This is a genomic window from Pseudomonas sp. NPDC098740 (assembly GCF_044760065.1).
Taxonomy (GTDB): domain Bacteria; phylum Pseudomonadota; class Gammaproteobacteria; order Pseudomonadales; family Pseudomonadaceae; genus Aquipseudomonas; species Aquipseudomonas rossensis.
The window spans coordinates 48,933-73,202 of record NZ_JBIWAM010000023.1; the positions used below are offsets into that span (position 1 = coordinate 48,933).

Genomic DNA, 24,270 nt, shown 5'->3' on the forward strand with positions numbered 1-24,270 from the left:
CATTCCTTTGCTGCTCGTGGGAACGATCAGTACACGCAGGTGTTGAGAAAACAGGCCGGCCGGTAGGCCCAGCCACCATGGTCTACATCGATCATCAGGGCCAGACTCATCGCGTGACGTATCAGGTGATGGGTAACTGCCTGAGCAGCCTGTGATCTACGCCTCATAGCAGCGTCCACGTATAGCTGAGGATCAGGCGGTTTTCGTCGATATCACTGCGGTAGTTGGAGCGAGCCATCGCATTGCGCACACGGATCCCGAGGCCTTTGAGACTGCCGCTCTGCAGCACATAGCCGATGTCCAGATCGCGTTCGCGGTCCTTGCCTTCAAACCCCTTGCCGGTATCAACATTGTTGCCGGTGATGTACCGCACGGTGCTGGTCAGCCCCGGCACGCCGAGGGCCGCGAAATCGTAGTCGTAACGCGCCTGCCAGGAGCGCTCATCGGTGTAGGCGAACTCGTAGGTCGGCACCTCGTTACCCAGTGGGCTGATGTTGGCAAACACTCGCGGGAAGGCGCTGTCGCCGAACATGCCCTGATAGCCGACATAGAACGTGTGTCCGCCACGCTTGGCTGACAGCAAGGAGAAGAACGCCTGGTTGTCGATGTTGCCCAGCAGCTTTTTGCCGTCTTCGCGCGAATCGTAATATCCAAGATTGGCGCCCAGAATCCAGTTACCTAGTGGCTCGCTGTGCTTGAGGCCGAGAAAACGCTGGTTGTAGATATCCTCCAGTTGCCCAAACCAGGCGCTGACCGAGCTGCGTTTATCGTTGAAGGCGTAATCGGCACCGGCAAAGTTGAAGCCATCACTGCTGACCTGACGCTGCGGTACGTGACCGAGCATGGCTTGCATCTTTTCGTCGCCAGCCTCGTTGCGCAGGCTGGTCGAGTTCAAGTGACCACCTTGCAGCGTCAGGCCGTTGATCTCGTTCGAGCTGATGCTCGCGCCCTGATAGCTGGGCGGCAGCAGCCGGATATCGCTGAAGGCCAGTACCGGCACATTGGGTTGCAGCTCACCCACCTTCAGCTCGGTTTTGGAGTAACGCACCTTCAATGCGCCCTCCAGTCGGCTGTAATCATTCGCCGCACGCCCATCATCCTTTACCGGCAGCAAACCGGTATTGACCCGGTCCGGGCTGCTGTCGAGTTTGAGGCCGAGCAGGCCAATGACATCCACACCAAAACCGACGGGGCCCTGGGTATAACCGGATTTGACGTTGAGGATGAAGCCCTGCGCCCACTCTTCAGCCTTCGACTGTTGGTTGGCCCCGACGATGTCGGAGAAGTCCCGGCTGAAATAGTAATTGCGTGCTTGCAAGGTGGCGGTGGTGTCTTCGATGAACCCGCCCTCGGCCGCCATCGCACCGGCGGAGAAACTCGAGACGACAGCCATGGACAACACTGAACCGGTTGGAAGAATCTGTTTCATCGTTTTTTCTCTTATTTTTATTGATCGACAGGTTGAAGTGCTTCAGCCGCAGCGGATTCGCGGCGGGGAACGGGACGACGGGCGTTTAACAACAAATGGGTGACCATGCCGAAAATCAGCCCCCAAAAGGCGGCGGACAAACCCAACAACGACATGCCCGACGCGGTGGTCAGAAAGGTCACCAACGCGGCTTCGCGATCACTCGGCACGGCCATTGCGCCGGCCAATGCCCCGGCAATCGCAGCAAACAGCGCCAGCCCGGCCAGGGCTGCGATCAGTTCTTTGGGGAACGCGGAAAACAGTGAAACCAGGGTGGCGCCGAAGATCCCCAACACCAGGTAACACAGCCCACCCACAACCCCGGCCACATAGCGTTTGCCGGGATCTTCATGGGCCTCGCGCCCGGTACAAATCGCCGCGGTGATGGCTGCCAGATTCAGCCCATGGCAACCGAACGGTGCCAACAGCGCCGTGCCCACCGCACTGCTGGCGATGATCGGGCCGGCCGGTGTTACGTAACCGCTGGCGCGCAGCACCGCCATGCTGGGAACGAACTGGCCGGTCAGCGCCACCATCACCAGCGGCAAGGCGATATTCAGGGTCGCGCTCAGGCTGAACACGGGCGTGATCCACACCGGCGTGGCCAACCCGATCACCAACGCCTCGCTGCGCAAATCACCGGCGAGAAAAGCCGTCGAGCAGCCCACCAGCAGCACCATCAACACCGCATACCGCGGCATCAGCCGTTTGCAGATCAGGTACGTGGCGAACATCGCCAGCACCAGCAGCGGCTTGCCCTGCAACGAGATGAATAACCCGGTGCCGAAGCTGAACAGAATCCCCGCCAGCATCGCCGCCGCAATCGCCGCGGGCAGTTTGCCGATGATCCGGTCAAATGCGCCTGAAACCCCGACCAGGAAAATAATCAGGCTGCTGACCAGATACGCACCTACGGCCTCCGGCATGGAGATCCCCGGCAACAGCGCCACCAGCAACGCCGAGCCCGGCGCCGACCACGCGATGATCACCGGGACGCGGTAACGCAGGCTCAGACCGATGCCGAGCACGGCGCTGCCGATGGAAATCGCCCAGACCCACGACGACAGCACTTCTCGCGAGAGGTGCGCGGTCTCGGCAGCCTGAAAGATGATCACCAACGGGCCTGCGTAGGAAATCACCGTGGCGATAAATCCGGCGACTGCCGCAGACAGGGAAAAGTCCCGGACTAACGCTCTCATGAAACGTCGCCAACAGACCCGTCGGGCGAACCGTGGCGCAGGCCCGACAGCGCTTGTTTAGCACTGCGTCGACTGCTGATGGCGAACACGGTCATGGCGATGGCGGCCACCGCACCGGGCAACGCAAAGGCCATGAAATTCAGTTGCAGCGGCAGGCTGATCCCGAGTAGCGCACCGCCCAGCAGCGGTCCGACGATGGCACCGTTGCGCCCGATGCCCGAGGCCCAGCCCAAACCGGTTGAGCGAATGGTCATGGAGTAGAACTGCGCGGCGCAGGCGTACAACAGAATCTGCGAGCCGATGGTGGTGGCGCCGGCAATGGCGATCAGCAAGTACAACAGCGGCATCGGGCTGTTGAATCCCAGCAAGGTGATCGACACAGCAGCCACGGCGAAGAACACCGCCAACACCCGCGGCAAGTTGAGTTTGTCACCCAGAACACCGCCGCCGACCGCGCCGAAAATGGCACCGAAGTTGAGCACCAGCAGGAACGACAGACTCGAGCCCAGGCTGTAACCGGCGTTGGCCATCAGTTTCGGCAGCCAGGAACTCAAGGCGTAGACCATCAGCAAGCAGCAGAAAAACGCCAGCCACAACATCAGCGTGCGCAGCGCACGTCCCTCGCGGAACAATTGCAACACCGGGGTGCCAGTGCCCTTCACTTCGCTCATGTGCAGTTGATCGCCGGTTTGCGCGACGAAAGCCGGGTCAATCCGCTGCAGGATGTTGCGCGCCTCTTCATTGCGCCCCTGACGCAGCATGAAACCCACCGACTCGGGCAGGAAGTACATGATCAACGGCAACAACAGCAACGGCAGCACCGCCACGTAAAACACCGATTGCCAGCCAAAACTCGGGATCAGCACGATACCGAGCCCCGCCGAGAGCATGCCGCCCACCGAATAGCCGCTGAACATGATCGCCACCAGCGTGCTGCGGATCTTCTTCGGCGCGTACTCATTCATCAGCGCCACAACGTTGGGCATCACCCCGCCAATGCCGAGCCCGGCAATGAACCGGCAGAGGCCAAACTCGGTGGGGTTGCGGGCAAAACCATTGAGCACGGTAAACCCGCTGAAGAGCATCACGCAGATCGTAATGGCTTTTTTGCGGCCGATCTTGTCGGACAGCGGGCCGAAAAACAGCGCACCGAACATCATGCCGAACAGTGCATAACTGCCCAGTGCGCCCGCCTGCAGGGGACTGAGCCCCCACTCTTTCATCAGCATCGGCAGCACCACGCCGTAGATCACCAAATCGTAACCGTCGAAGATGATGATCAGTGCACACCAGAACAGCACCATCCAGTGGAAGCGGTTGAATCGTGCGTTGTCGATAACCTCATGTACGTCAATCTTGCGCATGGCATCTATCTCTTGTTGTTGTTTTTTTAGAGCGTCGGTAGCACGGCTCACGTCCGTACAGCCGAGGGTAGAGGCGCCAGGCACGGGGCAATATCCGCTTTGCGCAGATCGCTATCCGTTTTGTGCAATGCCCTGAACAGGGCGTGGGATGAGGAGTGTTGTGGGGATGGCGCGCCGCAGATCCGGCAGATCTGACCCTCTCCGATAAACTGTCTTCTTTGCGATCGCATTTGAACGCTAAGCTTGGGCTTATGGATGACTCAGATTATTTACGCCTGCTGACCATCGCGGCCGAGCAAGCCAACGCGTTCCTGTCCAATGCCCGCAAATGGGAGCGTGAGCGTTGGGTGTGTCAGCGCCTGCTGCAAGGCCTGAACATTCCCTATCGCGCCGACGAATTCGCCCCGGCCGGGGAGCCGCCGGACGTGCTGTTTCGTGACGCCAGTTTCGAAGTGTTTTTCGTACTCGATGAAGGTCGGCGCCTCAACGATGAATGGCGCGATGAGCTGCAACGTCGACGCAGCGCGTTTTCCCTGAGTTCGCTGGTGCGCCGCGAGGCTAAGCCCCGGCGCATTCCGGCTAATGAGTTTTTGTTGAGACTGGCGCCAACCTTGCGCAAAAAAGCGCACAACTACAAAGAACGCGGCATGGACCTGGGCGAACTGGACATCATCGCCTTCGCCAGCCTCAAGCGCGAAGTGCTGGACCTCAACAGCCATTTCCCGCCACCGACCGAATACCTGCGCCAGGGCTGGCGCTCGTTGTCGCTGGTCGGTCCGACCTTCGCCCGTGTGCTGTTCGCACACCCGGACGCCCCGGATTTCCTGCGCAGCAACCTCGGCCGCAGCATCGTCTTCGACGTCGGGATCAGCCTGTGAGTCCATTGCAGGAACTGATTGCTGAAGTTCCGCAAATCGGCCGCGTACGCTGGATCGGCGTGCGCCCGGCACCTCATGCTCCGATGATTGAACTGGAGGCCGTGGAAGCGCGGCTTGAGGCCGGTTTGACCGGCGATCGAGCCCGGCCCGGCGCACGCAATGCGCGGCAGGTGACGCTGATTCAGTGGGAGCATCTGGCAGTGATCAGCTCGCTCATGGGCCGCCCGGACGACAAACCGGTCTTACCGAATGATTTGCGGCGCAACCTCGTTATCAGCGGTATCAACCTGTTCAGCCTCAAGGGCCGTCGCTTCCGGATCGGCCAGGCGATTTTCGAAACCACCGGTTGGTGCCAGCCTTGCGCACGCTTGCAAAACAACCTCGGCCCCGGGACCTTTCAGGCCGTTCGCGGACATGGCGGAATCACAGCCCGAGTGTTACAAAGTGGGATCATTCGCCTGGACGATACGGTGAGCGTCGAGCCCATTCCTGCCAGCGGCTATGCTCCGTTCAATGTGGGCTAACGTGTTGCACAGCAGCCTGCTTGTAGCTTCTACACATTTAGCAACGTCTACTCCTGACGAGACCCAATATGACCAGCCGCCTGAACCCCGACGACCAAAAGCATGTCGAAGAGTACCTGCAACTGTCCCAGCACCAAGTCGAGCGCCGGCCTTTCCGGCCGTGGATGCTCCTGGTGGTGGTGTTGGCAGTGACCATTGGTTTAGGCCTGTTGAGCCGATTTATCAGTTACCTGACGCTATGAGCAGCATCGCGCTCGCTCGGGTAATTGCACCGATTTCTTTTAGCCTTGCGAGATATCCCCATGACTCATCGTATTGTCATCGTTGGCGGCGGCGCCGGCGGTCTGGAGTTGGCTACCCGTCTGGGTAAGACTCTGGGCAAGCGCGGCACGGCCCGTGTGATGCTGGTCGACGCGAACCTGACCCACATCTGGAAACCGTTGTTGCACGAAGTGGCGGCAGGTTCCCTGAACTCTTCCGAAGACGAACTCAACTATGTTGCCCAGGCCAAATGGAACCACTTCGAGTTCCAGCTGGGGCGCATGAGCGGGCTCGATCGCGCACAGAAAAAAATCCAGCTGGCTGCCACCTACGACGAAGCCGGCATTGAACTGGTCCCGGCGCGCGAAGTGGGTTACGACTCGCTGGTGATCGCGGTCGGCAGCACCACCAACGATTTCGGTACTCAGGGCGCGGCGCAACACTGCCTGTTCCTCGACACCCGCAAACAGGCCGAGCGCTTCCACCAGCAATTGCTCAACCACTACCTGCGTGCCCATGCCGGGCAGACCGACAAGGTCGAGCAGATCAGCGTGGCCATCGTCGGCGCCGGTGCCACCGGGGTCGAATTGGCTGCCGAACTGCACAACGCCGCCCATGAACTCGCGGCTTACGGCCTGGACCGGATCAAACCGGAGAACATGCACATCACCTTGATCGAAGCCGGGCCACGGGTGTTGCCAGCCCTGCCGGAACGTATCGGCGGGCCTGTGCATAAAACCCTGGAGAAACTCGGGGTCAACGTCATGACCAATGCCGCCGTCAGCGAAGTGACAGCCGACAGCCTGATTACCGCCGATGGCAAAGTCATCAACGCCAGCCTGAAAGTCTGGGCCGCCGGGATTCGTGCACCAGGTTTCCTCAAGGACATCGATGGCCTGGAGACCAACCGGATCAATCAGCTGCAAGTGCTGCCGACCCTGCAAACCACCCGCGACGAGAACATCTTCGCCTTCGGTGACTGCGCGGCCTGCCCGCAGCCGGGCACCGATCGCAATGTGCCGCCGCGCGCCCAGGCTGCGCATCAGCAAGCTTCGTTGCTGGCCAAATCGCTGAAACTGCGGATCGAAGGCAAGCCTCTGCCTGCGTACAAATACACCGACTACGGCTCGCTGATCTCGCTGTCGCGTTTTTCGGCTGTGGGTAACTTGATGGGCAACCTCACCGGCAGCGTGATGCTTGAAGGCTGGCTGGCGCGGATGTTTTACGTGTCGCTGTACCGCATGCACCAGATGGCGCTGTATGGCGCGTTTCGTACGGCGATGTTGATGTTGGGCAGCAAGATCGGGCGCGGGACTGAGCCGCGACTCAAACTGCACTGACACCCATCCCCTGTGGGAGCGAGCCTGCTCGCGAAGAGGCCCTTACATTCAACATCATTGTTGACTGTTACACCGCTTTCGCGAGCAGGCTCGCTCCCACATTTGGCCTCCATTGATTTGGAGAACTGTGTCTCACTGTATCTCCCCTGCCGTTTCATCCCCTTCGCTTACAAACTCCCCCCTTGCGCGACACAGTAGCGATACACCCCGCTCGCTAAATGGCCACACCCGAGCAAGGCTCCCCGCCAGCTACGGTTATCGCCGCACTTACGTGGCGTCCTTTATCGAACGGTTGTGTCGTGCAACCCAGGAGATTTGAAATGTCCCGTACCACCAAAAACACTATCGGTCTGCTCGGCGCTGTTTTGGCCGGTGGCATGATGTTGTCCGGCTCCGTGTTCGCCTCGCAACCTCTGACTCAGGGCTACCTGCTGGCCTCGGCCGAACAGGTGGTGAAAACCGCTGAAGGTAAATGTGGCGAAGGCAAGTGTGGCGATGCCTCGATGGCAAAAACCGACACTGATGGCGACGGCAAGGTATCCCGTGCCGAATTCCAGAAAGTCGCGCCGAAGTCCAATTTCGACAAAATCGACACCAACCATGACGGCTTCATCGACGAACAAGAGGCTTTCGACAACGTGAAAGCCAACTTCGAAGCCAATGGCAAAAAAATGCCAAAAGGCCTGTTCGAGCACCTGAAAGACCAAGACGGCGCCTAAGCACCCGAGAACCTGCCGCGCTTCTCCATTCAGAAAGCGCGGCTTTTTTGCGTCTGGAAAATCTAAAGCTGAAAGCGTCGCACCATGCCATGCAAGGCTTTGGTCAGCTGTGATGCTCATGACTTGAAGAAAATCACGTGTTCGGCAGACAAAAAAAATCCCCGTATCTTTCGATACGAGGATTTTTAATATGGTCGGGGTAAGGGGATTCGAACTCCTGACATCCTGCTCCCAAAGCAGGCGCGCTACCGGACTGCGCTATACCCCGGTTTGAAATTGGCTCCGTGACCAGGACTCGAACCTGGGACCCAATGATTAACAGTCATTTGCTCTACCGACTGAGCTATCACGGAACTACATATTTCAATTTACAACTGTGAAGCTTGCTTCACCTCTTCGACCCGTTCGCATCGCTGCGTTCGTGTGTCTGAGGCGCGCTATTCTACAATCTTAAGCACCTCTGTCAACCCCCTAAATTGCTTTCAAGTTAATGATTTGCAACTTATTTCAGATTCCTGCTTGGGGGGCAGGAACCCTTCAGGGCGACTTACTGCGGGGCGCACTTTACAAGCCTTTTCCTTTCAGTTCAACAGCCTGGCGAAAAAAAGGCCTCGCAATGCGAGGCCTCGTAGGTTTTGCTGCCGCCGTGGATCAGACGAAGACGATTTCGTCGTTTTCCACGACACCTTTGGCGGTATCGCCCGGCATGAATCGACCGGACAGAATCAGCTGCGCCAGCGGGTTTTCGATCCAGCGCTGGATGGCTCGCTTGAGCGGCCGTGCGCCGTAAACCGGGTCGTAACCCACCGCGATCAGCTTATCCATGGCCTCAGGGCTGAGATCAAGCTTCAACTCGCGCTCGGTCAGGCGACTGCGCAGGCGACCCAACTGGATCTCGGTAATGCCGGCGATCTGATCCCGAGCCAACGGCTCGAAGATAACCACTTCATCGACCCGGTTGATGAACTCCGGCCGGAAGTGCGTGGAAATCGCATCCATCACCGCCGCACGCTGCGCCTCACGATCACCGACCAGTTCCTGAATTTGCACCGAGCCCAGGTTGGAGGTCATGACAATCACGGTATTTTTGAAATCCACCGTGCGGCCATGACTGTCGGTCAGTCGGCCATCTTCCAGCACTTGCAGCAAGATGTTGAAGACGTCCGGGTGGGCCTTCTCGACCTCATCCAGGAGGATCACCGAATAAGGCTTGCGACGCACCGCCTCGGTCAGGTAACCGCCCTCTTCATAGCCTACGTAGCCTGGTGGCGCGCCGATCAGACGAGCCACGGAATGTTTTTCCATGAACTCGGACATGTCGATCCGCACCATCGCCTCTTCCGTATCAAAGAGGAACTCGGCCAGTGCCTTGCACAGCTCGGTTTTACCGACACCGGTCGGGCCGAGGAACATGAACGAGCCGCTCGGGCGATTCGGATCGGACAACCCGGCACGAGAGCGCCGCACTGCGTTGGAAACGGCAATGACCGCTTCGTCCTGGCCGATCACACGTTGGTGCAACAGGCTTTCCATCTTCATCAGTTTGTCGCGCTCGCCTTCGAGCATTTTCGACACCGGAATACCGGTCCACTTGGACACAACTTCGGCGATCTCTTCTTCGGTCACCTTGCTGCGCAGTAACTGGTTTTCAGTTTTGCCGTGCTGGTCGACCATTTGCAGGCTGCGCTCCAGGTCCGGGATGATCCCGTACTGCAGCTCGGCCATGCGGTTCAAGTCGCCTTTGCGGCGGGCCGCTTCCAGTTCTTGCCGGGACTGTTCGATTTTCTGCTGGATCTGCGCGGAACCCTGAACTTCGGCTTTTTCCGCGTTCCAGATTTCCTCCAGGTCCGAGTACTCACGTTCGAGGCGGACGATTTCTTCCTGGAGTTTTTCCAGACGTTTTATCGCGGCTTCGTCGCTTTCTTTCTTCAGCGCCTGGGATTCGACCTTCAACTGAATCAGACGGCGTTCAAGACGATCCAAAACTTCCGGTTTGGAGTCGATCTCCATGCGGATGCGGCTGGCCGCTTCGTCGATCAGGTCGATGGCCTTGTCCGGCAGCTGACGATCCGTAATGTAGCGATGACTGAGCTTGGCCGCAGCGATGATCGCGCCGTCGGTGATCGCCACCTTGTGGTGAACCTCGTAGCGCTCTTTCAGGCCACGCAGAATCGCGATGGTGTCTTCTTCGCTTGGCTCGTCCACCAGCACTTTCTGGAAGCGCCGCTCGAGGGCCGCATCCTTCTCTATATATTGGCGGTACTCGTTGAGCGTGGTCGCGCCGACGCAGTGCAGTTCACCACGGGCCAACGCAGGTTTGAGCATATTGCCCGCATCCATAGAACCTTCGCCTTTACCGGCGCCGACCATGGTGTGCAGTTCGTCGATGAACAGAATGATCTGCCCTTCCTGCTTCGACAGTTCATTGAGCAGGGATTTGAGGCGCTCTTCGAACTCGCCACGGTATTTGGCACCGGCAATCAGCGACCCCATGTCCAGGGACAGCAGGCGTTTGCCTTTCAGTCCATCCGGCACTTCACCGTTGATGATGCGCTGGGCCAGGCCTTCGGCGATGGCGGTTTTACCCACGCCAGGCTCACCGATCAGCACCGGGTTGTTCTTGGTACGACGCTGCAGGACCTGAATGGTCCGGCGAATTTCGTCGTCACGACCGATCACCGGATCGAGCTTGCCTTCTTCGGCACGCTTGGTCAGGTCGACGGTGTATTTATCCAGCGCCTGACGCGACTCTTCATGGTTGGCGTCATTGACGGCCTCACCACCACGCAGGTTGTTGATCGCGTTTTCCAGGGCTTTCTTGCTGACGCCCTGGCCGAGTAACAATTTGCCGAGCTTGCTGTTCTCGTCCATGGCGGCGAGCAACACCAGCTCGCTGGAGATGAACTGGTCACCCTTCTGCTGGGCCAGGCGATCGGCCTGGTTGAGCAGGCGCGCCAAATCCTGCGACATGTTCACGTCGCCGGTCGGGTTCTGGATTTTTGGTAGTTGGTCGAGCTCTTTGGTCAGCTCTTTACGCAGGCTGTTGACGTCGAAGCCCACCTGCATCAACAGGGGTTTGATCGAACCACCCTGCTGTTCAAGCATGGCTTGCATCAAGTGCGCCGGTTCAATGCCCGGATGATCGAGGCCGACGGCCAGGGATTGGGCGTCGGACAAGGCTAGCTGCAACTTGCTGGTTAAACGGTCTATACGCATGGGTCACCTTCCTTTTGAGCAGGCCGGACCTATAAAACATCCTGAATGAAGAAACCTGCCAGATACCGTTATAGATGCGGTCGATTCTGGGAGTTTCAAGCGTCGCTCAGTTGATGCAGATCAGAGAAGTTTAGCGTTTGTGCCCTGTCTCACGAATACGTTCCTCTTTTGACGAGTGGCTGTTGTCGTCAGGCAAGGCGCCGCGACGAGTCATAGCCCGCTATGGCGAGGAGCGGCAACGCAGCATGACGGCAACAGACACCGTCAAAAAGGAACAGTATTCGTGAGACAGGGCACTACAGCCAAATGAGGGAGGCAAACCGACCGGTGCGTGGACTGCGGCGGTAAGAGAAGAAGCGTGGATCAGTTACGGTGCAGAAACCGCCACCATAAACAGCGGTGACACCGCGAGCCGCCAGACGTAAGCGCGCCAGCGCGTAAATGTCAGCCATGAATTTGCCAGCATTTTGACTCGGCACAAAGGCTTTGGCGGCTTCGGGCAATTGCTCGACGAAGGTTTCGCGCACTTCAGGGCCGACTTCAAAGGCTTGCGGACCAATGGCCGGACCGAGCCAGACCAGCACGTCGGCAGGTGGCACGGCCAGACTGTCGAGGGTTGCTTCCAGCACACCCGCCGCCAACCCGCGCCAACCGGCATGGGCCGCCGCTACGCGAGTACCGGCACGGTCACAGAATAGCGCCGGCAGGCAATCCGCGGTCATCGCCGTGCAGGCAATACCGGGCGTTGCCGTCCAGCTGGCATCGGCAGTGGCCGTAAGGCTTGGGTCTGCGTGGGCCACGGCAATGCCGTGAACCTGCTTTAACCAGGCCGGTTGAATCGAGAAATGATCGGTGAGGCGACGGCGGTTTTCGACAACAGCTTCGGGGCTGTCATCGACGTGATCGCCGAGGTTGAGGCTGTCGAACGGCGCCAGACTGACGCCGCCCGCACGGGTGGTCACGCAGGCTTTCACCCCGGCAGGCGCAGGCCAGTCGGGAATCAGCCAGTCACTCATCCGATGAACGCCTCGCGGTCTTGCTTGAGCAGCGTCAGCAACCAGACGAAATCGTCCGGCAATGGCGATTCCCAGCTCATGCGTTTACCGGTGGTCGGGTGATCCAGCTCCAGGAACCGCGCATGCAGCGCCTGACGCGGGAACGCCTTCAACGATTCGATCATGGTCACACTGGCTGCCGGCGGAATACGGAAACGACCGCCGTAGGCAGGATCTCCGACCAACGGGAAGTTGATGTGAGCCATATGCACACGAATCTGGTGCGTACGACCGGTTTCCAGCTTCACCCGCACGTGAGTGTGGGAGCGGAAACGCTCGAGCACGCGGTAATGGCTGACGGCTTGCTTGCCACCTTCCATCACGGCCATGCGCTGGCGTTGCTGACCGTGACGACCGATCGGCGCGTTGATCTTGCCGCCGGCCGTCACCACACCGATCACGATGCACTCGTAGATCCGGCTTACGCTGCGGCTCTGCAATTGCGTGACAAGCTGTGTCTGCGCCTGAATGGTCTTGGCCACCACCATCAGACCGGTGGTGTCCTTGTCCAGGCGATGCACGATACCGGCGCGGGGCACATTGATAATGTCCGGCACGTGGTGCAGCAAGGCGTTGAGCAAGGTGCCATCGGCATGACCGGCGGCAGGATGCACGACCAGACCCGCGGGTTTGTTGATCACCAGGATGTCGTCATCTTCATAGACGATGTCCAGCTCGATGTCTTGAGCGATCCATTCGCCCTGAGCTTCCTGCTCGGCAGTGAGTTCAAGAATGGCACCACCATGAACGATGTCTCGCGGGCGGATAACCGCCCCATCCACAGTCAGGCGGCCGTCTTTGATCCAGGCGGAAAGGCGCGAGCGCGAGTGCTCAGCGAATAATTGTGCGGCGACTTGATCGAGGCGTTGGCCGCCCAATTCGGACGGCACCTCTGCGCGAAGTTCAATTTTATCGGACATGCTCAGACTAGGCGTCGGCACAGCCTTTGGTTTCGGCTGCGCGCTTGTGGTTAAATACGGCGTCTTTTGCCCCGAGGCTATTCAACGGGGCGCTCATCATAACAGGACGGCCCCGCCCAAGACAGCGGCCGTCATAGGGACGCAAGCCGCCATGCAAGTGAAACACCTGCTGCTGATCGCCATCCTCGCATTGACCGCTGCTTGCTCATCGAAGGAAGTCGTAGACGAAAACCTGAGCGAAGTCGAGCTGTACCAGCAGGCTCAGCACGATCTGGACAACAACAGCTACACCGCCGCCACAGCCAAGCTGAAGGCGCTGGAGTCGCGTTATCCGTTCGGTCGCTACGCCGATCAGGCTCAACTCGAGCTCATTTACGCCAACTACAAGAACACCGAGCCTGAAGCTGCGAAGTCCGCCGCCGAGCGCTTCATTCGCCTGCACCCGCAGCACCCGAACGTGGATTACGCGTATTACCTCAAGGGTCTGACTTCTTTCGACCAGGACGTCGGCCTGTTGTCGCGCTTCCTGCCGTTGGACATGACCAAGCGTGACCCGGGTGCTGCTCGCGACTCCTACAACGAGTTCGCCCAGCTGACCAGCCGCTTCCCCAACAGCCGCTACTCGCCGGACGCCAAGCAGCGCATGATCTACCTGCGCAACCTGCTGGCGGCCTACGAGATTCACGTTGCCGACTACTACCTGACCCGTCAGGCCTACGTCGCCGCCGCGAACCGTGGTCGCTACGTGGTGGAAAACTTCCAGGAAACCCCTGCGGTCGGTGACGGCCTGGCGGTAATGACAGAGGCCTACCAGCGTCTGCACCTGGACGATCTGGCCGCCACCAGCCTCGAAACCCTGAAGCTCAACTACCCGAACCATCCAAGCCTGGTCGACGGTCAGTTCAAGCCATCGGTGGCCGAAGCCGACAACCGTTCGTGGTTGAGCAAGGCGACCCTGGGCCTGATCGAATCCCGTCCACCGCTGCCGCCGGGCGAAACCCGCGCCAACCAGGACGTACAGAAGCAGTTCCAGGACGCCAAGGACGCGATTCCGAACGATCTCAAGCCTAAAGATGAAAATGGCGACGTGATCGAAGAAGAGGAACACGAGTCCGAAGCCAATAGCAGCGACCGCTCGTGGTTCAGCTACATGACCTTCGGTGTGTTTGACTGACACATCGGGTTGTACAAAAAGGAGCCTTTCAAGGCTCCTTTTTTATGGGCTCGATTATTACGCTGTGCGCTGGTCATGTCCTTGGCTAAACTGGCTCATCACTCGTCAAATAGCAGCTCATCATGCTTCGTTTACTGTTCTGGATCGCCCTGATTGCCGCTGCGGTATGGTTCTGGCGCAAGTTCAAGGGCCAGGCTTCCGTGCCCAAGTCCTCTGCCGAGCTGGAAGCGGCCCCCATGGTCCGCTGCGCCCATTGCGGCGTACACCTGCCACGCGACCGCGCGCTGAGTCTTCAACAACAGTGGTATTGCAGCCAGGCTCATCTTGAGCAAGGCCCGGGCTCCAGTGATCGCTGAGACCTCCAGTCCCCGCAGCAAACAGGCCCAGCGACTGCTGCGCCTCTATCACCTTTACCGTTTGAGCATCGGCATCACTCTGGTGCTGTTGATCTCCAGCAACATGGACAACCAGTTGCTGACATTCAGCAATGACGACCTGCTGCGCAGTGGCAGCTGGTTTTACCTGGTGCTGAATATCCTGCTGGTGGTATTCCTCGGGAACACCCGGCGCCCGGCGCAACTGTTCAGCCTGGCGCTGACCGACGTCCTGCTGCTGTGCGGTCTGTTCTACGCCGCCGGCGGTGTGGCGAGCGCCATCGGCAACTTGCTGATCGTATCGGTAGCCATCAGTAACACCTTGTTGCGAGGGCGCATCGGCCTGCTGATTGCCGCCGTTGGCGCGCTCGGCATCGTCGGGCTGAGCTTCCTCCTGAGTTTCAGCCATCCCGCCACCCCCAACGATTACCTGCAAGTCGGCACGCTCGGCGCCTTGTGTTTTGCGGCGGCATTGCTGGTGCAAGGGCTGATTCGACGCCTGGAGGTCAGCGAAACCCTCGCCGAACAACGGGCCAGCGAAGTCGTCGGCCTCGAAGCCCTCAACGCACTGATCCTGCAACGCATGCGTACCGGCATCCTGGTACTCGACGACAAGCGGCGGGTTCAACTGGCCAACCACAGCGCCTTGAACCTGTTAGGCAGGGAAAATCTTGCAGGCCAACTGATCGACGACTACTTACCCAGCCTGGTCGAACGCCTGCAACTGTGGCTCAACAATCCGACGCTGCGCCCCCAGAGCCTGAAAGTCGCCAGTAGTGGTCTGGAGCTGCAACCGAGCTTCATTGCCCTGGACCAAAGCCCACACCACCAGACCCTGGTCTTTCTCGAAGACCTCGCGCAGATCGCTCAACAAGCCCAGCAATTGAAGCTCGCCGCCCTCGGTCGCCTGACCGCCGGTATCGCCCATGAAATCCGCAATCCACTGGGCGCCGTTAGTCATGCCGCGCAGCTATTGCAAGAATCAGAGGAACTGAACCGCGCGGATCGACGTCTGACACAGATTATTCAAGACCACTCTCAGCGAATGAATCGGGTAATCGAAAACGTCCTGCAACTGTCCCGCCGCCAGCAAACCGTAGCGCAACGGCTTGATCTGAAGCCGTGGCTGGAACAGTTCGTCAACGAAACCCGCGAAGGGGCGACCGAGCATCAGCAGATTCATCTGCGCATCGGCTCAGGAGACTTCAAAACCCTGATGGACCCAAACCAGCTGACCCAGATTCTCGACAATTTGTTGCGCAACGCCTGGCGCCATAGCGCCTTGAATCACGACGTGGCGCAGGTCTGGCTCGAGTTGTTCGTCGACCCGGACAGCCAGCTGCCGATCCTCGAGATCCTGGACGATGGTCCCGGCGTGGCACCGGAGCATCATGTGCACTTGTTCGAACCGTTCTTCACCACCAGCACCCAAGGCACCGGCCTGGGGCTTTATCTGTCCCGTGAGCTGTGCGAAAGCAACCAGGCCCGCCTAGACTTCAAACCACGCCAAGGCGGCGGCTGCTTTCGCATCACCTTTGCTCACGGACGGAAACAAAGTTGAACATGAGCCCACAGCAAAAAGTCCTGATCGTCGACGACGAACCGGATATCCGCGAACTCCTGGAAATCACCCTGGGACGGATGAAACTCGACACCTTCAGTGCCCGCAACCTCGGCGAAGCCCAGGCCCTGCTGTCTCGAGAGACGTTCGATTTGTGCCTCACCGACATGCGCTTGCCGGACGGCACCGGCCTTGAGCTGGTGCAACACATCCAGCAACGCCATCCCCAAGTACCGGTGGCAATGATCACCGCTTATGGCAGCCTGGAAACGGCGATCAACGCCCTCAAGGCCGGCGCCTTCGACTTCCTGACCAAACCGGTGGACCTCACTCGCCTGCGGGAACTGGTCAGCAGCGCGCTTCGGCTGCCTGCGCCGGGCGGCACGGGCATCGCCATCGATCGCCGGCTGCTGGGTGATTCACCGCCAATGCGTGCCTTGCGCAAACACATCGACAAACTGGCCCGCAGCCAGGCGCCGGTGTACATCAGCGGCGAATCCGGCAGCGGCAAGGAATTGGTCGCGCGACTGATCCATGAGCAAGGACCGCGCGCCAGCCAACCCTTTATCCCGGTCAATTGCGGAGCGATTCCGTCGGAATTGATGGAGAGCGAATTTTTCGGTCATCGCAAAGGCAGCTTCAGCGGTGCCATCGGAGACAAACCCGGACTGTTCCAGGCGGCCCATGGCGGCACCCTGTTCCTCGACGAAGTGGCTGATTTGCCGCTGGCGATGCAGGTCAAACTGCTACGGGCAATACAGGAAAAAGCCGTTCGTGGTGTCGGCGAGCAGCAGGAAACCGTGGTCGATGTGCGTATCCTTTGCGCCACCCACAAAGACCTCGACGCCGAAGTCGCCGCCGAACGCTTTCGCCAGGATTTGTACTACCGGTTGAACGTGATCGAACTACGGGTGCCGCCCTTGCGCGAACGCCGTGACGACATCGAATCCCTCGCCAGCCATGTGCTCAAACGCCTGGCCATCAGCACCGGTCAACCCGCCGCAAAACTCCACCCCCAAGCCCTCGAAGCGCTGAAAAGCTATCGCTTCCCCGGCAACGTGCGGGAACTGGAGAACGTGCTCGAACGGGCTCACACGTTGTGCGAAAACAAACAAATTGAAGCCAGCGACCTGCGACTGGCCGAAGGCAACTGCAACCCCGAAGGCGGTGTGCCGGACCTGACGCAGATCGACAACCTGGAAGACTACCTGGAAAACGTCGAACGCAACCTTATCCTCCAGGCCCTGGAAGAAACCCGCTGGAACCGCACGGCGGCGGCTCAGCGGTTGAATCTTTCATTCCGGTCGATGCGCTACAGGCTCAAGAAACTGGGGCTCGATTGAGTCTCAGATCCGTCCAGCCGGTGCATACGGCGCCGGATCAATGATCGGCTCACGCCCCAGCATCACATCCGCAAACAACTGACACGACGCCGGCGCCAGCACCAAGCCATTACGGTAATGCCCACAATTGAGCCAAAGCCCCTCGAACCCTGGCACCCGACCGATGTAGGGAATGCCTTCCGGCGAGCCCGGTCGCAACCCGGCCCAGTGCCCCACGACCTCGGCATCCGCCAGTGCAGGAATCAACTCCACCGCCGACGCCTTCAGGCTCTCCAGGGCAGATTCGGTCGGCGTCTTGTCGAAGCCTTGATGCTCCAGCGTACTGCCGATCAGAATGTGCCCATCGCGCCGAGGAATCGCATAACGCCCCTTGGCCAGAACCATGCTCGGCAGGAAATCCGCTGCGCATTTGTAGAGGATCATCTGCCCTTTCACCGGTTCGACCGGCAGGTCCATACCCAGGCTTTTGAGTAAATCACCGCTCCAGGCGCCCGCAGTCAGAACCACCTGATCGCCATGAATCGCTCCCACCGAGGTCTGCACCCCGACCACCGTAGCGCCTTCACGGATAAACCCGCTGACTTCACACTGCTCATGAATCGTCACGTTCGGCAGCGCCAGCAACGCAGCCTTGAGCGACTTCACCAGCCGCGGATTACGCACATTGGCCACATCGGCCATGTAGATCGCCCGGGAAAAACCGCTCCCCAACACCGGCACCGCGTCGTGAGCCGCCGAGATATCCACAGCCCGCAACGGACGGTTTTCCCGCTCGGCCCAAGCCAGCGCCTCGGCCTCGTCATCCAGGTCCAGCCAGTACAACCCAGTGGTATGCACCTCAGGATCGACACCGGTGGCTGCAAACAGTCGCTCACCCAACTGTGGATAAAAATCCTGGGACCAATGCGCCAACGCGGTGACCGCCGGGCTATAGCGCCACGGGTAGAGCGGCGAGACGATGCCGCCGCCGGCCCAGGACGACTCCTGACCGACGTTCGAACGATCCAGCAGCACAACACTTTGCACTTCGGACGCGAGATTGAACGCCGTCAGCAGGCCAATCACGCCGCCGCCGACAATCACCACTTGCTGTTGCCTGGTCATGTTCTGATCCAACCGTTAAATAGACAGAGGGCACAAAAGGCACCCGAAAAAGGAACTCAGCGCCCCCAGCAATCCTTGGTCGTGGCCGTCGCATTGACCATGCTTCTGACGCCAGTGTTGGTGATGGTGAAATCACCGCACTTGTCAGCCGCCATGGCCTTGCCGGCCTTGCGCACCGCCGTCAGCAGGAAGGTCTGATCGGTCAGGGTCGGGGTGATGGTGTAGAAGTCATTACCGGCGCTCAGGCCGGTGGCATTGGTGTAGACATTATTCTTCGAATAGTAGCGCTCAAGGATCTGCGCTTGTTCGGAGAGCAGGCCGGCGACTTCAGTGCGGCGGCCCTTATTCACATACTCGGTGAGGCTCGGGTAGCCAATGGTGATGACGATCCCGATGATCGCAATCACGATCATGATTTCGATCAGGGTAAAACCTCGGTTGGATCTGCGCATGCCTCAACTCTCACTTACTGTATTTGTCGCCACATGATGCGACGGTTACCGCCACCGCCGGGTTTCTCCACCAGGGAGCTGATGCCACCGCTGGAGTCGTTCACAATCTTGCCGGCCGCATTGTTGACGATCGCGTTCAGTGTCGGAATACCACCGGTGAAAATCACCCCGCTGGAAATCGAATCCTTGATGTCGACCAGCCCGTCGCCATTGCTGTCGAGCACCGCGTAATTGAGCATCTTACCGCTGAATGCATCCAGTTCGACCAGTTTGCCGGTACCGAAACTGGCGCACGGGTCGGTGGTGTCCACGCTGGCCGTGGTGAATACGATCCGGCCGGCCACCAGACTGGCCTGATTGATCACCCGCTCACCGGTTAGCACGTTGTTGTACACCAGCGGCAGGTACCAGCCTTTTTTCGCCGGATAGGTCACGTCGTTCTGGCTGGTGGTGATGAATTGCCCACTGCTACCCGAGAACACGCCAGTCACCGACTGCGCCTGCAAGCTGGACGTTGTGATTTGCCCTGAGCCACCTTCCGCATCCCACACGGCATAGAACGCCTGAAGGTCTTTGTTGGTCTTGTCGGCCGTCTCGTTGAATTTACCGGTGCCGAAAAACACTTCCTTCCCTCCCAACGAATTATCCGCGAGCAATGGTTGCGCGGTGATCGGCTGGGTGACGCCACCCGCGGTGGTAAACAGCGGTTTGCGGGAAAACGCCAGGTCCCACGATTCCGGGGCTGTAGCGCTCAAATCAAACTTCCACATCCGCCCCTTCAAGTCGCCGCCATAAGCGGCCTGCACCACATTCTGCGAATTGACACGAAGTTTTACCGATGACAAGCCGTTGGTAGTTTCGGCGCCGTCGATCACTATTTTCTTGATCAGCGAGCCGTCACGAATGTCGACCACGTACAACGCTGCCACCCCGGAGTTGCTGCCATAACCGTTGGAGATGAATGCCGCCCATCGACCGTCGGCCAAGCGTGCCACTTCTGGTCGTGCGTAGGCATAACCCAGATCATTGAAAACGTTCGCCGTATTTGCTGTGGACGGTGCGCTGATCTCCCACAACGCCTTCGTTACGTTACCGGCCGATGCGTCGAACAGTTGCAGCGCATAGAAGGTCCGCCCTCCCGCCCCTGTCCCACCCAACGCAAGGGTTTTCCAGGCACTGTTGAGTTGGGCATCGAATACGCCCACCTGGCCGTCCACCAGAAACTTGTGGCTCACCCCGTTTATGTAAGTGGGGTCGGCGATGTAGCGCAGTGACGGCAACACACTGGACGGCATAAAAGCGTAACGCCGTGCGCCGTTTGACGTGTTGATGACGTTTACAAAGCCGTCGTTGGCGTTCACCACGAGGCTGGCGTTCATGCTTGCCGCTTTGGTTGCCAGATAGGTGCTGTAAGTCGTGTCGCCGGACAGATCGGACGCGGTTTTATCCGTGGGCGATGCCAGGGCCAACGGCGAATTGATGATGTCGCCAAGCAGCACACTGCGCACCTTCAGGCCGGCCTTATTGGTGCCCTTGCTCCACTCCACCAGATCGCTGCCGGTGATACCGATGGGCAAACTCTGGCCAAGAGATGCTTGCTGGGCAGGGGAAAAATTGGCGTAGGTCAGCGTCACGGCCGCATTGGTCAGTGTGTTCCAGGATTGATAGGTCGGCGCCGTGGCACCGGGCACGATGGCGGTATCAGTGGTCCATAACACCGAGGCGGTGTTGACCGCGCCAGCGGAGGTAAGTCCGTAGGACTTGATCGTGCCGCGCCAATCCTTGGGATCGAAACTGGTCTGAAAGTAACTCGAACCGCTGGCCACAGTGGTCCCGCTGGCGACGCCACTGCCGCCGGAGCCGGCCTTGGAGGTGATGTCGCTCAGGGCGGACGAGAGTGCGCTGTTGAGGCCTGCACTGTCGGTCGCCTGGTAATACTTGCCCTGCCCGTAAGTCGCCGCGTCCGACAACATCTGGTTCGCAATGGCGAACCCCACGGTGTAGGTGTTCATGTTCTGTTTGGGAAAATCCACTGCGTCCCAGTTTTTGCCCGCAGCATCAGTGCCGGTCGTGCGCATATCGATGTCGAAGGCGAACTTGGCGATGTCATCCAGGTACAGAGTGTCGCCCTCATCGTCGCCGAAGCGGTTGGCGCCATCGTTACTGCTGATACCGTCCCAGTTCGGTAACTGGCTGCCACCCAGCGGATCGCCGGTGGGAAAGGTTCGGTCGTAGGTCGGCAGACCATCGGTAATCACCACCCCGTAATTTTTCTGGCAACGGTACTGAATCGGACTGGTATAGGTGGTGGGCGTCGAGTTGTTGTATGGCGCCATGCCACGGAAATAGCGGGTGATTTCGTAATAGGCTTCTGCCAGCGGTGTATTGGCTTCCGCGCTCAGTTCATTGATCGCGTCGATCAGTGCGTTGTAGTTGGTATTGGCCTGAGCCTGGGTCACTACGCCGCTGACCGCCGACATATCACTGACCGAACGGGCAATGTAACCGCCGTCATTCTTGTGGTTGCCGACCGCCAGATTGAACGTCGACAGGCCGATGCGCAGCGCGCGGTTGCCGGCCACCAACATCTTGGAAACGTTGCGCGCCACGTTCATCCGGTAATCATTGGGGATCGAACCATCAGTGAAATCCCGATCTGAATTGTTGGCCAGACTTATCAGAAAGGACAAGTAATTTGCCGTATACCGCGTGTCCTCGCTCCCCACCGGATCGGGAAGCTTGAGGCAAAGCGAATCCAGACCGGAAGAACTGTTGTTATAAAAGCCGTACCAATCTTTCAAACATGTTCCTCGCGTTAAACTCGACAAAGCAATATTGGTATCGCTCATATCAAGCTCGCGGCCTTTCTTGCACGTACCATTGGAGAGGCAAATAGTCACTGTGGGGCGTGCGACCGTCGGGTTGAAGCCTGCCGCCCAGATAATGTTGTTCATACTCCCCGAGTCGTCGAGTAACAGCATCACATTGGGTGCGACGGCGGCGGCGCTCAACAGCGGCGAATCCGAGGGCGTGAAGGCGTAAGTCGGCGCTGCCAGATAAAGGCTCAACACCGCGCCGCAGAACAACTGCAACAGCCGATGGCGCCAACTTGTGCGCGCCTCAATATTTCGCATAGATACTCTCCACCACACTGCGCGAGTTACCCGCGATGCCCACGGCGGTCACGCGGTACAGCGTTGTCGAGGTGTTGCTCGGCACATTCACGGCGGTCAGGGTTGTGCCGATATTCTGCACCCCGTAAAAACCGCTGCCGGAGGCGATCCAGGTCACCCCCGAGGTGGAATTGAAGCCGGCGCCGGTGATTGTCGACGACTCGGCTGGTGGTGTGCATTGTGTGGTGCCGCTGCAGACCGGCAACGAAAAGGTATCCAGTTGCACCGCGCTTTCACCTACGCGCAACGCCGACTCGGCGCCCTGGAACGACTGATTGCGCAAGGTCACGCTGGCCGCCATTTTTTCCTGCAGGGTGGCGTTTTGCATCGATGAAAGACCGATCAGTGTCAGCAACAGAAGAAACACCAGGCTAACCAGCAGCGCCATGCCACGCTGGGCGTGAGGGGGCACGGGAGAAATACTCATCTGCCCTCCCCTCATGGCAAGCGGTTGCGTAGAGCGGCAACCACGTTGAAGGTTTGATTGCCTACCCGGTTGTTCGGGTCGGTGAGGGTCAACGTCAGGCGAATACTACGGATGCGCGCCGGATCAGTGGGGTTGCTGCTGTAACTGGAGGCGGCCACATCAGTGGCGGAACTGGCGAGGCCGAAGCTCACGTTGAAGGCACTGACGTTGTTCACCAGCACCGCCTGAGTCGGCGTTCCGGTGCCGACCCCCATCTTCAGTTGATTGTTGCTGAAGCTGTAGATCAAGCGCCGGATCGGAAACGCCAGCTCGCCCGACGCCGGAACTCGGGCGCCCGTGTAGGCCGTTGCATTGTTCCGACAATCGGAAACCACCGTCCAGGTCGGTACCCCGCCACTGCCGCCGACATCCGCAGTCACCAGAGTCAGTTTGAGGTTGGCGTTATCCCAACTGATGGGCGTTGACTGGCTGGCATTGAAGTCCCCCGCCGAGCTTGAATCGGTGACCGCCCCCAGACATCCGAACATGCCGACCATGCGAATTTCCTGAATCATCTTGCTCAGCACGAAACGCGCATCTTCCTGCATGGCGCCAGCGGCGTTCTGGCTGACATAGGTGTTCTTGGCCGCGATGAAAATCTGCGCCACGCCCAGGACCACGACCAAACTCAACGCCAAGGCGATCAGTAACTCGACCAGGCCGAAACCTCTGTTGGTCTGGTTCATGGCGTCGACACCGGATCGACGGTGGCGCGACTGGTCAGGACGAAACTGCGCCGCGAATTGGCGATATTCGCAGCCCGCGAGTCATCCCAGGTGATGGTGATGGTGTACACCCGCTGATTGAGCGTAACGCTGCCGGTGGCAGTGGCGCCGCCGAAATTAACGATGTTGGTGGTGAAGTCGTAGAGGTCCTGATCCCGGGCGACGCTCAGGTTGCCCGAGGTCGGTGGCGTGACGGTGTAGTCGGCACCGGAGTTGGCGCGAATGCGGTCCATCATGTCGTAGGCGATAAAACTGGCCTGGCTGGTCATCCGCGCGCTGTCCGTGTACTTCAGCGCATTGAGCTGAATCGCTGCCGCCCCCAACAGCCCCACGCTCAGAATCAACAACGCAACCAAGACTTCGATCAGCGTCATGCCCTCCTGTGCACGCTTGCTCCATCCCCTCATCCGCAATTTCCACCCAATAGAATTCGTCCGTTCAAACACACATTCAGCGTTCTGCTTTGCGCCCCCCGTACGTAGCTGATCACCACCGCCGTGGACGGTGCCGACAACCCGCCAAGGTTGTTGAAATCGATGGCGGTCACTCCAAAGGTTAGCGTCAGAGTCGCGCCGCTGCTCATCGCTGGAACAACCCGCAATACATTGGCCGGATTGCCAGTACCGTCAAAGACCGTTAATTCTCCGGTCCAGACGCTGCCGCCGGCCGTCGGGCGCAGCCGGGTGGTGACACCACGGTCGATAGCCTCAAGTCGGGCGAAATTGAGTCCGCGTTGCAGATCGCCGATTTCGGTGTCGGCCTTGGTGATTTGCACCGAACGGGTAAACGCCGGTACGGCCAGAGTGATCAGGACCAGAAACACCGCGAGCGCGATCAGCAACTCGATCAGCGTGAAACCTTTTGTACGATGATCCATCGGTGCCCTCCGTTGCCGTCGGCTATACCTGCTTCTACACGCTAGAACATTCGACCGGCAGGTGTTCGGTTGTTTTG

The 24,270-nt window shown here is 59.2% G+C and carries 22 protein-coding genes, 2 tRNA genes and 1 pseudogene; 10 read left to right on the top strand and 15 right to left on the bottom strand.

All coding sequences use genetic code 11. From position 1 onward, the window contains the following. Positions 1-62: 62 nt before the first annotated feature. Positions 63-155 (top strand): annotated as a pseudogene (locus tag ACIQU2_RS23170) (DUF2790 domain-containing protein); the annotation flags it as partial. 8 nt (positions 156-163) lie between these two features. Here ACIQU2_RS23170 and ACIQU2_RS23175 read toward each other — a convergent pair. Genes ACIQU2_RS23175 through ACIQU2_RS23185 form a run of 3 tightly spaced genes read right to left on the bottom strand, consistent with a single transcriptional unit; the run spans position 164 to position 4,031 of the window. Beyond that, on the bottom strand, positions 164-1,429 hold the full coding sequence (locus ACIQU2_RS23175; protein ID WP_403144176.1) for an OprD family porin: 1,266 nt from the start codon (positions 1,427-1,429) through the stop codon (positions 164-166). A gap of 17 nt (positions 1,430-1,446) precedes the next feature. Further along, complete coding sequence (locus tag ACIQU2_RS23180; RefSeq protein ID WP_403144177.1) at positions 1,447-2,667, bottom strand: benzoate/H(+) symporter BenE family transporter; 1,221 nt, start codon at positions 2,665-2,667, stop codon at positions 1,447-1,449. Then, positions 2,664-4,031 carry an aromatic acid/H+ symport family MFS transporter gene (locus ACIQU2_RS23185; protein ID WP_403144178.1) on the bottom strand — a complete coding sequence of 456 codons (1,368 nt, stop codon included), beginning with the start codon at positions 4,029-4,031 and terminating at the stop codon, positions 2,664-2,666. Before ACIQU2_RS23185 ends, ACIQU2_RS23180 begins: the two co-directional genes overlap by 4 nt. Before the next feature lie 251 nt (positions 4,032-4,282). Between ACIQU2_RS23185 and ACIQU2_RS23190 the strand changes: the two genes are divergently transcribed. From ACIQU2_RS23190 to ACIQU2_RS23210, 5 genes are all read left to right on the top strand, one after another. Continuing rightward, positions 4,283-4,909, top strand: coding sequence for a DUF1780 domain-containing protein (locus ACIQU2_RS23190; protein ID WP_008154887.1), 627 nt, complete (start codon positions 4,283-4,285; stop codon positions 4,907-4,909). Then, entirely contained in the window at positions 4,906-5,433 is a 528-nt protein-coding gene (locus ACIQU2_RS23195) for an MOSC domain-containing protein (RefSeq protein WP_403144180.1), read from the top strand. The genes ACIQU2_RS23190 and ACIQU2_RS23195 overlap by 4 nt, the downstream gene beginning before the upstream one ends. A 68-nt stretch (positions 5,434-5,501) precedes the next feature. Beyond that, the gene (locus ACIQU2_RS23200) at positions 5,502-5,675 is read left to right on the top strand and encodes a DUF3094 domain-containing protein (protein ID WP_074870992.1); all 174 of its coding nucleotides are present in this window, start codon (positions 5,502-5,504) and stop codon (positions 5,673-5,675) included. Positions 5,676-5,735: 60 nt separating this feature from the next. Then, entirely contained in the window at positions 5,736-7,034 is a 1,299-nt protein-coding gene (locus ACIQU2_RS23205) for an NAD(P)/FAD-dependent oxidoreductase (protein ID WP_403144182.1), read from the top strand. Positions 7,035-7,354: 320 nt separating this feature from the next. After that, the gene (locus tag ACIQU2_RS23210; RefSeq protein ID WP_403144183.1) at positions 7,355-7,753 is read left to right on the top strand and encodes an EF-hand domain-containing protein; all 399 of its coding nucleotides are present in this window, start codon (positions 7,355-7,357) and stop codon (positions 7,751-7,753) included. 191 nt (positions 7,754-7,944) lie between these two features. On the opposite strand, the gene ACIQU2_RS23215 is transcribed toward ACIQU2_RS23210, so the two are convergent. The 5 genes from ACIQU2_RS23215 to rluD all read right to left on the bottom strand — a co-directional run bounded on the left by ACIQU2_RS23215 (position 7,945) and on the right by rluD (position 12,944). Beyond that, a tRNA-Pro gene (locus ACIQU2_RS23215) sits at positions 7,945-8,021 on the bottom strand. Positions 8,022-8,030: 9 nt separating this feature from the next. Next, positions 8,031-8,106: transfer RNA gene (locus ACIQU2_RS23220), tRNA-Asn, on the bottom strand. Between the two features lie 298 nt (positions 8,107-8,404). Continuing rightward, complete coding sequence (gene clpB / locus ACIQU2_RS23225; protein ID WP_095130594.1) at positions 8,405-10,969, bottom strand: ATP-dependent chaperone ClpB; 2,565 nt, start codon at positions 10,967-10,969, stop codon at positions 8,405-8,407. Between the two features lie 296 nt (positions 10,970-11,265). Then, on the bottom strand, positions 11,266-11,985 hold the full coding sequence (gene pgeF, locus ACIQU2_RS23230; RefSeq protein ID WP_403144184.1) for a peptidoglycan editing factor PgeF: 720 nt from the start codon (positions 11,983-11,985) through the stop codon (positions 11,266-11,268). Continuing rightward, the gene (gene rluD, locus ACIQU2_RS23235; RefSeq protein ID WP_046048807.1) at positions 11,982-12,944 is read right to left on the bottom strand and encodes a 23S rRNA pseudouridine(1911/1915/1917) synthase RluD; all 963 of its coding nucleotides are present in this window, start codon (positions 12,942-12,944) and stop codon (positions 11,982-11,984) included. Before rluD ends, pgeF begins: the two co-directional genes overlap by 4 nt. Positions 12,945-13,095: 151 nt before the next feature. On the opposite strand from rluD, the gene ACIQU2_RS23240 reads away from it, so the two are divergent. The 4 genes from ACIQU2_RS23240 to ACIQU2_RS23255 all read left to right on the top strand — a co-directional run bounded on the left by ACIQU2_RS23240 (position 13,096) and on the right by ACIQU2_RS23255 (position 17,396). Then, positions 13,096-14,118: an outer membrane protein assembly factor BamD gene (locus ACIQU2_RS23240; protein WP_403144186.1), complete on the top strand. Its 1,023-nt coding sequence runs from the start codon at positions 13,096-13,098 to the stop codon at positions 14,116-14,118. Between the two features lie 122 nt (positions 14,119-14,240). Continuing rightward, positions 14,241-14,474, top strand: coding sequence for a PP0621 family protein (locus ACIQU2_RS23245; RefSeq protein WP_008154904.1), 234 nt, complete (start codon positions 14,241-14,243; stop codon positions 14,472-14,474). Continuing rightward, the gene (locus ACIQU2_RS23250; RefSeq protein ID WP_403144187.1) at positions 14,464-16,053 is read left to right on the top strand and encodes a sensor histidine kinase; all 1,590 of its coding nucleotides are present in this window, start codon (positions 14,464-14,466) and stop codon (positions 16,051-16,053) included. Before ACIQU2_RS23245 ends, ACIQU2_RS23250 begins: the two co-directional genes overlap by 11 nt. A 2-nt stretch (positions 16,054-16,055) precedes the next feature. Further along, positions 16,056-17,396: a sigma-54-dependent transcriptional regulator gene (locus ACIQU2_RS23255; RefSeq protein WP_403144189.1), complete on the top strand. Its 1,341-nt coding sequence runs from the start codon at positions 16,056-16,058 to the stop codon at positions 17,394-17,396. Positions 17,397-17,399: 3 nt separating this feature from the next. Here the strand turns inward: ACIQU2_RS23255 and thiO are convergent, their stop codons facing one another. The 7 genes from thiO to ACIQU2_RS23290 are packed head-to-tail and all read right to left on the bottom strand — an operon-like array spanning position 17,400 to position 24,193. Beyond that, positions 17,400-18,500, bottom strand: a complete 1,101-nt coding sequence (thiO, locus tag ACIQU2_RS23260; protein WP_403144190.1) for a glycine oxidase ThiO — start codon at positions 18,498-18,500, stop codon at positions 17,400-17,402. 56 nt (positions 18,501-18,556) lie between these two features. Then, on the bottom strand, positions 18,557-18,952 hold the full coding sequence (locus tag ACIQU2_RS23265) for a type IV pilin protein (protein ID WP_347806316.1): 396 nt from the start codon (positions 18,950-18,952) through the stop codon (positions 18,557-18,559). Between the two features lie 14 nt (positions 18,953-18,966). Further along, a complete protein-coding gene (locus ACIQU2_RS23270; RefSeq protein WP_403144192.1) occupies positions 18,967-22,086 on the bottom strand; it encodes a pilus assembly protein in 3,120 nt (1,039 codons plus the stop codon). After that, positions 22,073-22,552, bottom strand: coding sequence for a PilX N-terminal domain-containing pilus assembly protein (locus tag ACIQU2_RS23275; RefSeq protein ID WP_403144193.1), 480 nt, complete (start codon positions 22,550-22,552; stop codon positions 22,073-22,075). The genes ACIQU2_RS23270 and ACIQU2_RS23275 overlap by 14 nt, the downstream gene beginning before the upstream one ends. Positions 22,553-22,563: 11 nt before the next feature. Continuing rightward, a complete protein-coding gene (locus tag ACIQU2_RS23280; RefSeq protein ID WP_403144195.1) occupies positions 22,564-23,277 on the bottom strand; it encodes a PilW family protein in 714 nt (237 codons plus the stop codon). Continuing rightward, complete coding sequence (gene pilV / locus ACIQU2_RS23285; protein WP_046048797.1) at positions 23,274-23,723, bottom strand: type IV pilus modification protein PilV; 450 nt, start codon at positions 23,721-23,723, stop codon at positions 23,274-23,276. Before pilV ends, ACIQU2_RS23280 begins: the two co-directional genes overlap by 4 nt. Beyond that, the gene (locus ACIQU2_RS23290) at positions 23,720-24,193 is read right to left on the bottom strand and encodes a GspH/FimT family pseudopilin (protein ID WP_347804751.1); all 474 of its coding nucleotides are present in this window, start codon (positions 24,191-24,193) and stop codon (positions 23,720-23,722) included. Before ACIQU2_RS23290 ends, pilV begins: the two co-directional genes overlap by 4 nt. Between the last annotated feature and the right edge of the window lie 77 nt (positions 24,194-24,270).

Bases quoted from the DNA above. Each gene is read 5' to 3' on its own strand.
- ACIQU2_RS23175 (WP_403144176.1), bottom strand. From the start codon at position 1,429: ATGAAACAGATTCTTCCAACCGGTTCAGTGTTGTCCATGGCTGTCGTC.
- ACIQU2_RS23180 (WP_403144177.1), bottom strand. From the start codon at position 2,667: ATGAGAGCGTTAGTCCGGGACTTTTCCCTGTCTGCGGCAGTCGCCGGA.
- ACIQU2_RS23185 (WP_403144178.1), bottom strand. From the start codon at position 4,031: ATGCGCAAGATTGACGTACATGAGGTTATCGACAACGCACGATTCAAC.
- ACIQU2_RS23190 (WP_008154887.1), top strand. From the start codon at position 4,283: ATGGATGACTCAGATTATTTACGCCTGCTGACCATCGCGGCCGAGCAA.
- ACIQU2_RS23200 (WP_074870992.1), top strand. From the start codon at position 5,502: ATGACCAGCCGCCTGAACCCCGACGACCAAAAGCATGTCGAAGAGTAC.
- ACIQU2_RS23205 (WP_403144182.1), top strand. From the start codon at position 5,736: ATGACTCATCGTATTGTCATCGTTGGCGGCGGCGCCGGCGGTCTGGAG.
- ACIQU2_RS23210 (WP_403144183.1), top strand. From the start codon at position 7,355: ATGTCCCGTACCACCAAAAACACTATCGGTCTGCTCGGCGCTGTTTTG.
- clpB (WP_095130594.1), bottom strand. From the start codon at position 10,969: ATGCGTATAGACCGTTTAACCAGCAAGTTGCAGCTAGCCTTGTCCGAC.
- pgeF (WP_403144184.1), bottom strand. From the start codon at position 11,985: ATGAGTGACTGGCTGATTCCCGACTGGCCTGCGCCTGCCGGGGTGAAA.
- rluD (WP_046048807.1), bottom strand. From the start codon at position 12,944: ATGTCCGATAAAATTGAACTTCGCGCAGAGGTGCCGTCCGAATTGGGC.
- ACIQU2_RS23240 (WP_403144186.1), top strand. From the start codon at position 13,096: ATGCAAGTGAAACACCTGCTGCTGATCGCCATCCTCGCATTGACCGCT.
- ACIQU2_RS23245 (WP_008154904.1), top strand. From the start codon at position 14,241: ATGCTTCGTTTACTGTTCTGGATCGCCCTGATTGCCGCTGCGGTATGG.
- ACIQU2_RS23255 (WP_403144189.1), top strand. From the start codon at position 16,056: ATGAGCCCACAGCAAAAAGTCCTGATCGTCGACGACGAACCGGATATC.
- thiO (WP_403144190.1), bottom strand. From the start codon at position 18,500: ATGACCAGGCAACAGCAAGTGGTGATTGTCGGCGGCGGCGTGATTGGC.
- ACIQU2_RS23265 (WP_347806316.1), bottom strand. From the start codon at position 18,952: ATGCGCAGATCCAACCGAGGTTTTACCCTGATCGAAATCATGATCGTG.
- ACIQU2_RS23270 (WP_403144192.1), bottom strand. From the start codon at position 22,086: ATGCGAAATATTGAGGCGCGCACAAGTTGGCGCCATCGGCTGTTGCAG.
- ACIQU2_RS23275 (WP_403144193.1), bottom strand. From the start codon at position 22,552: ATGAGTATTTCTCCCGTGCCCCCTCACGCCCAGCGTGGCATGGCGCTG.
- ACIQU2_RS23280 (WP_403144195.1), bottom strand. From the start codon at position 23,277: ATGAACCAGACCAACAGAGGTTTCGGCCTGGTCGAGTTACTGATCGCC.
- pilV (WP_046048797.1), bottom strand. From the start codon at position 23,723: ATGAGGGGATGGAGCAAGCGTGCACAGGAGGGCATGACGCTGATCGAA.
- ACIQU2_RS23290 (WP_347804751.1), bottom strand. From the start codon at position 24,193: ATGGATCATCGTACAAAAGGTTTCACGCTGATCGAGTTGCTGATCGCG.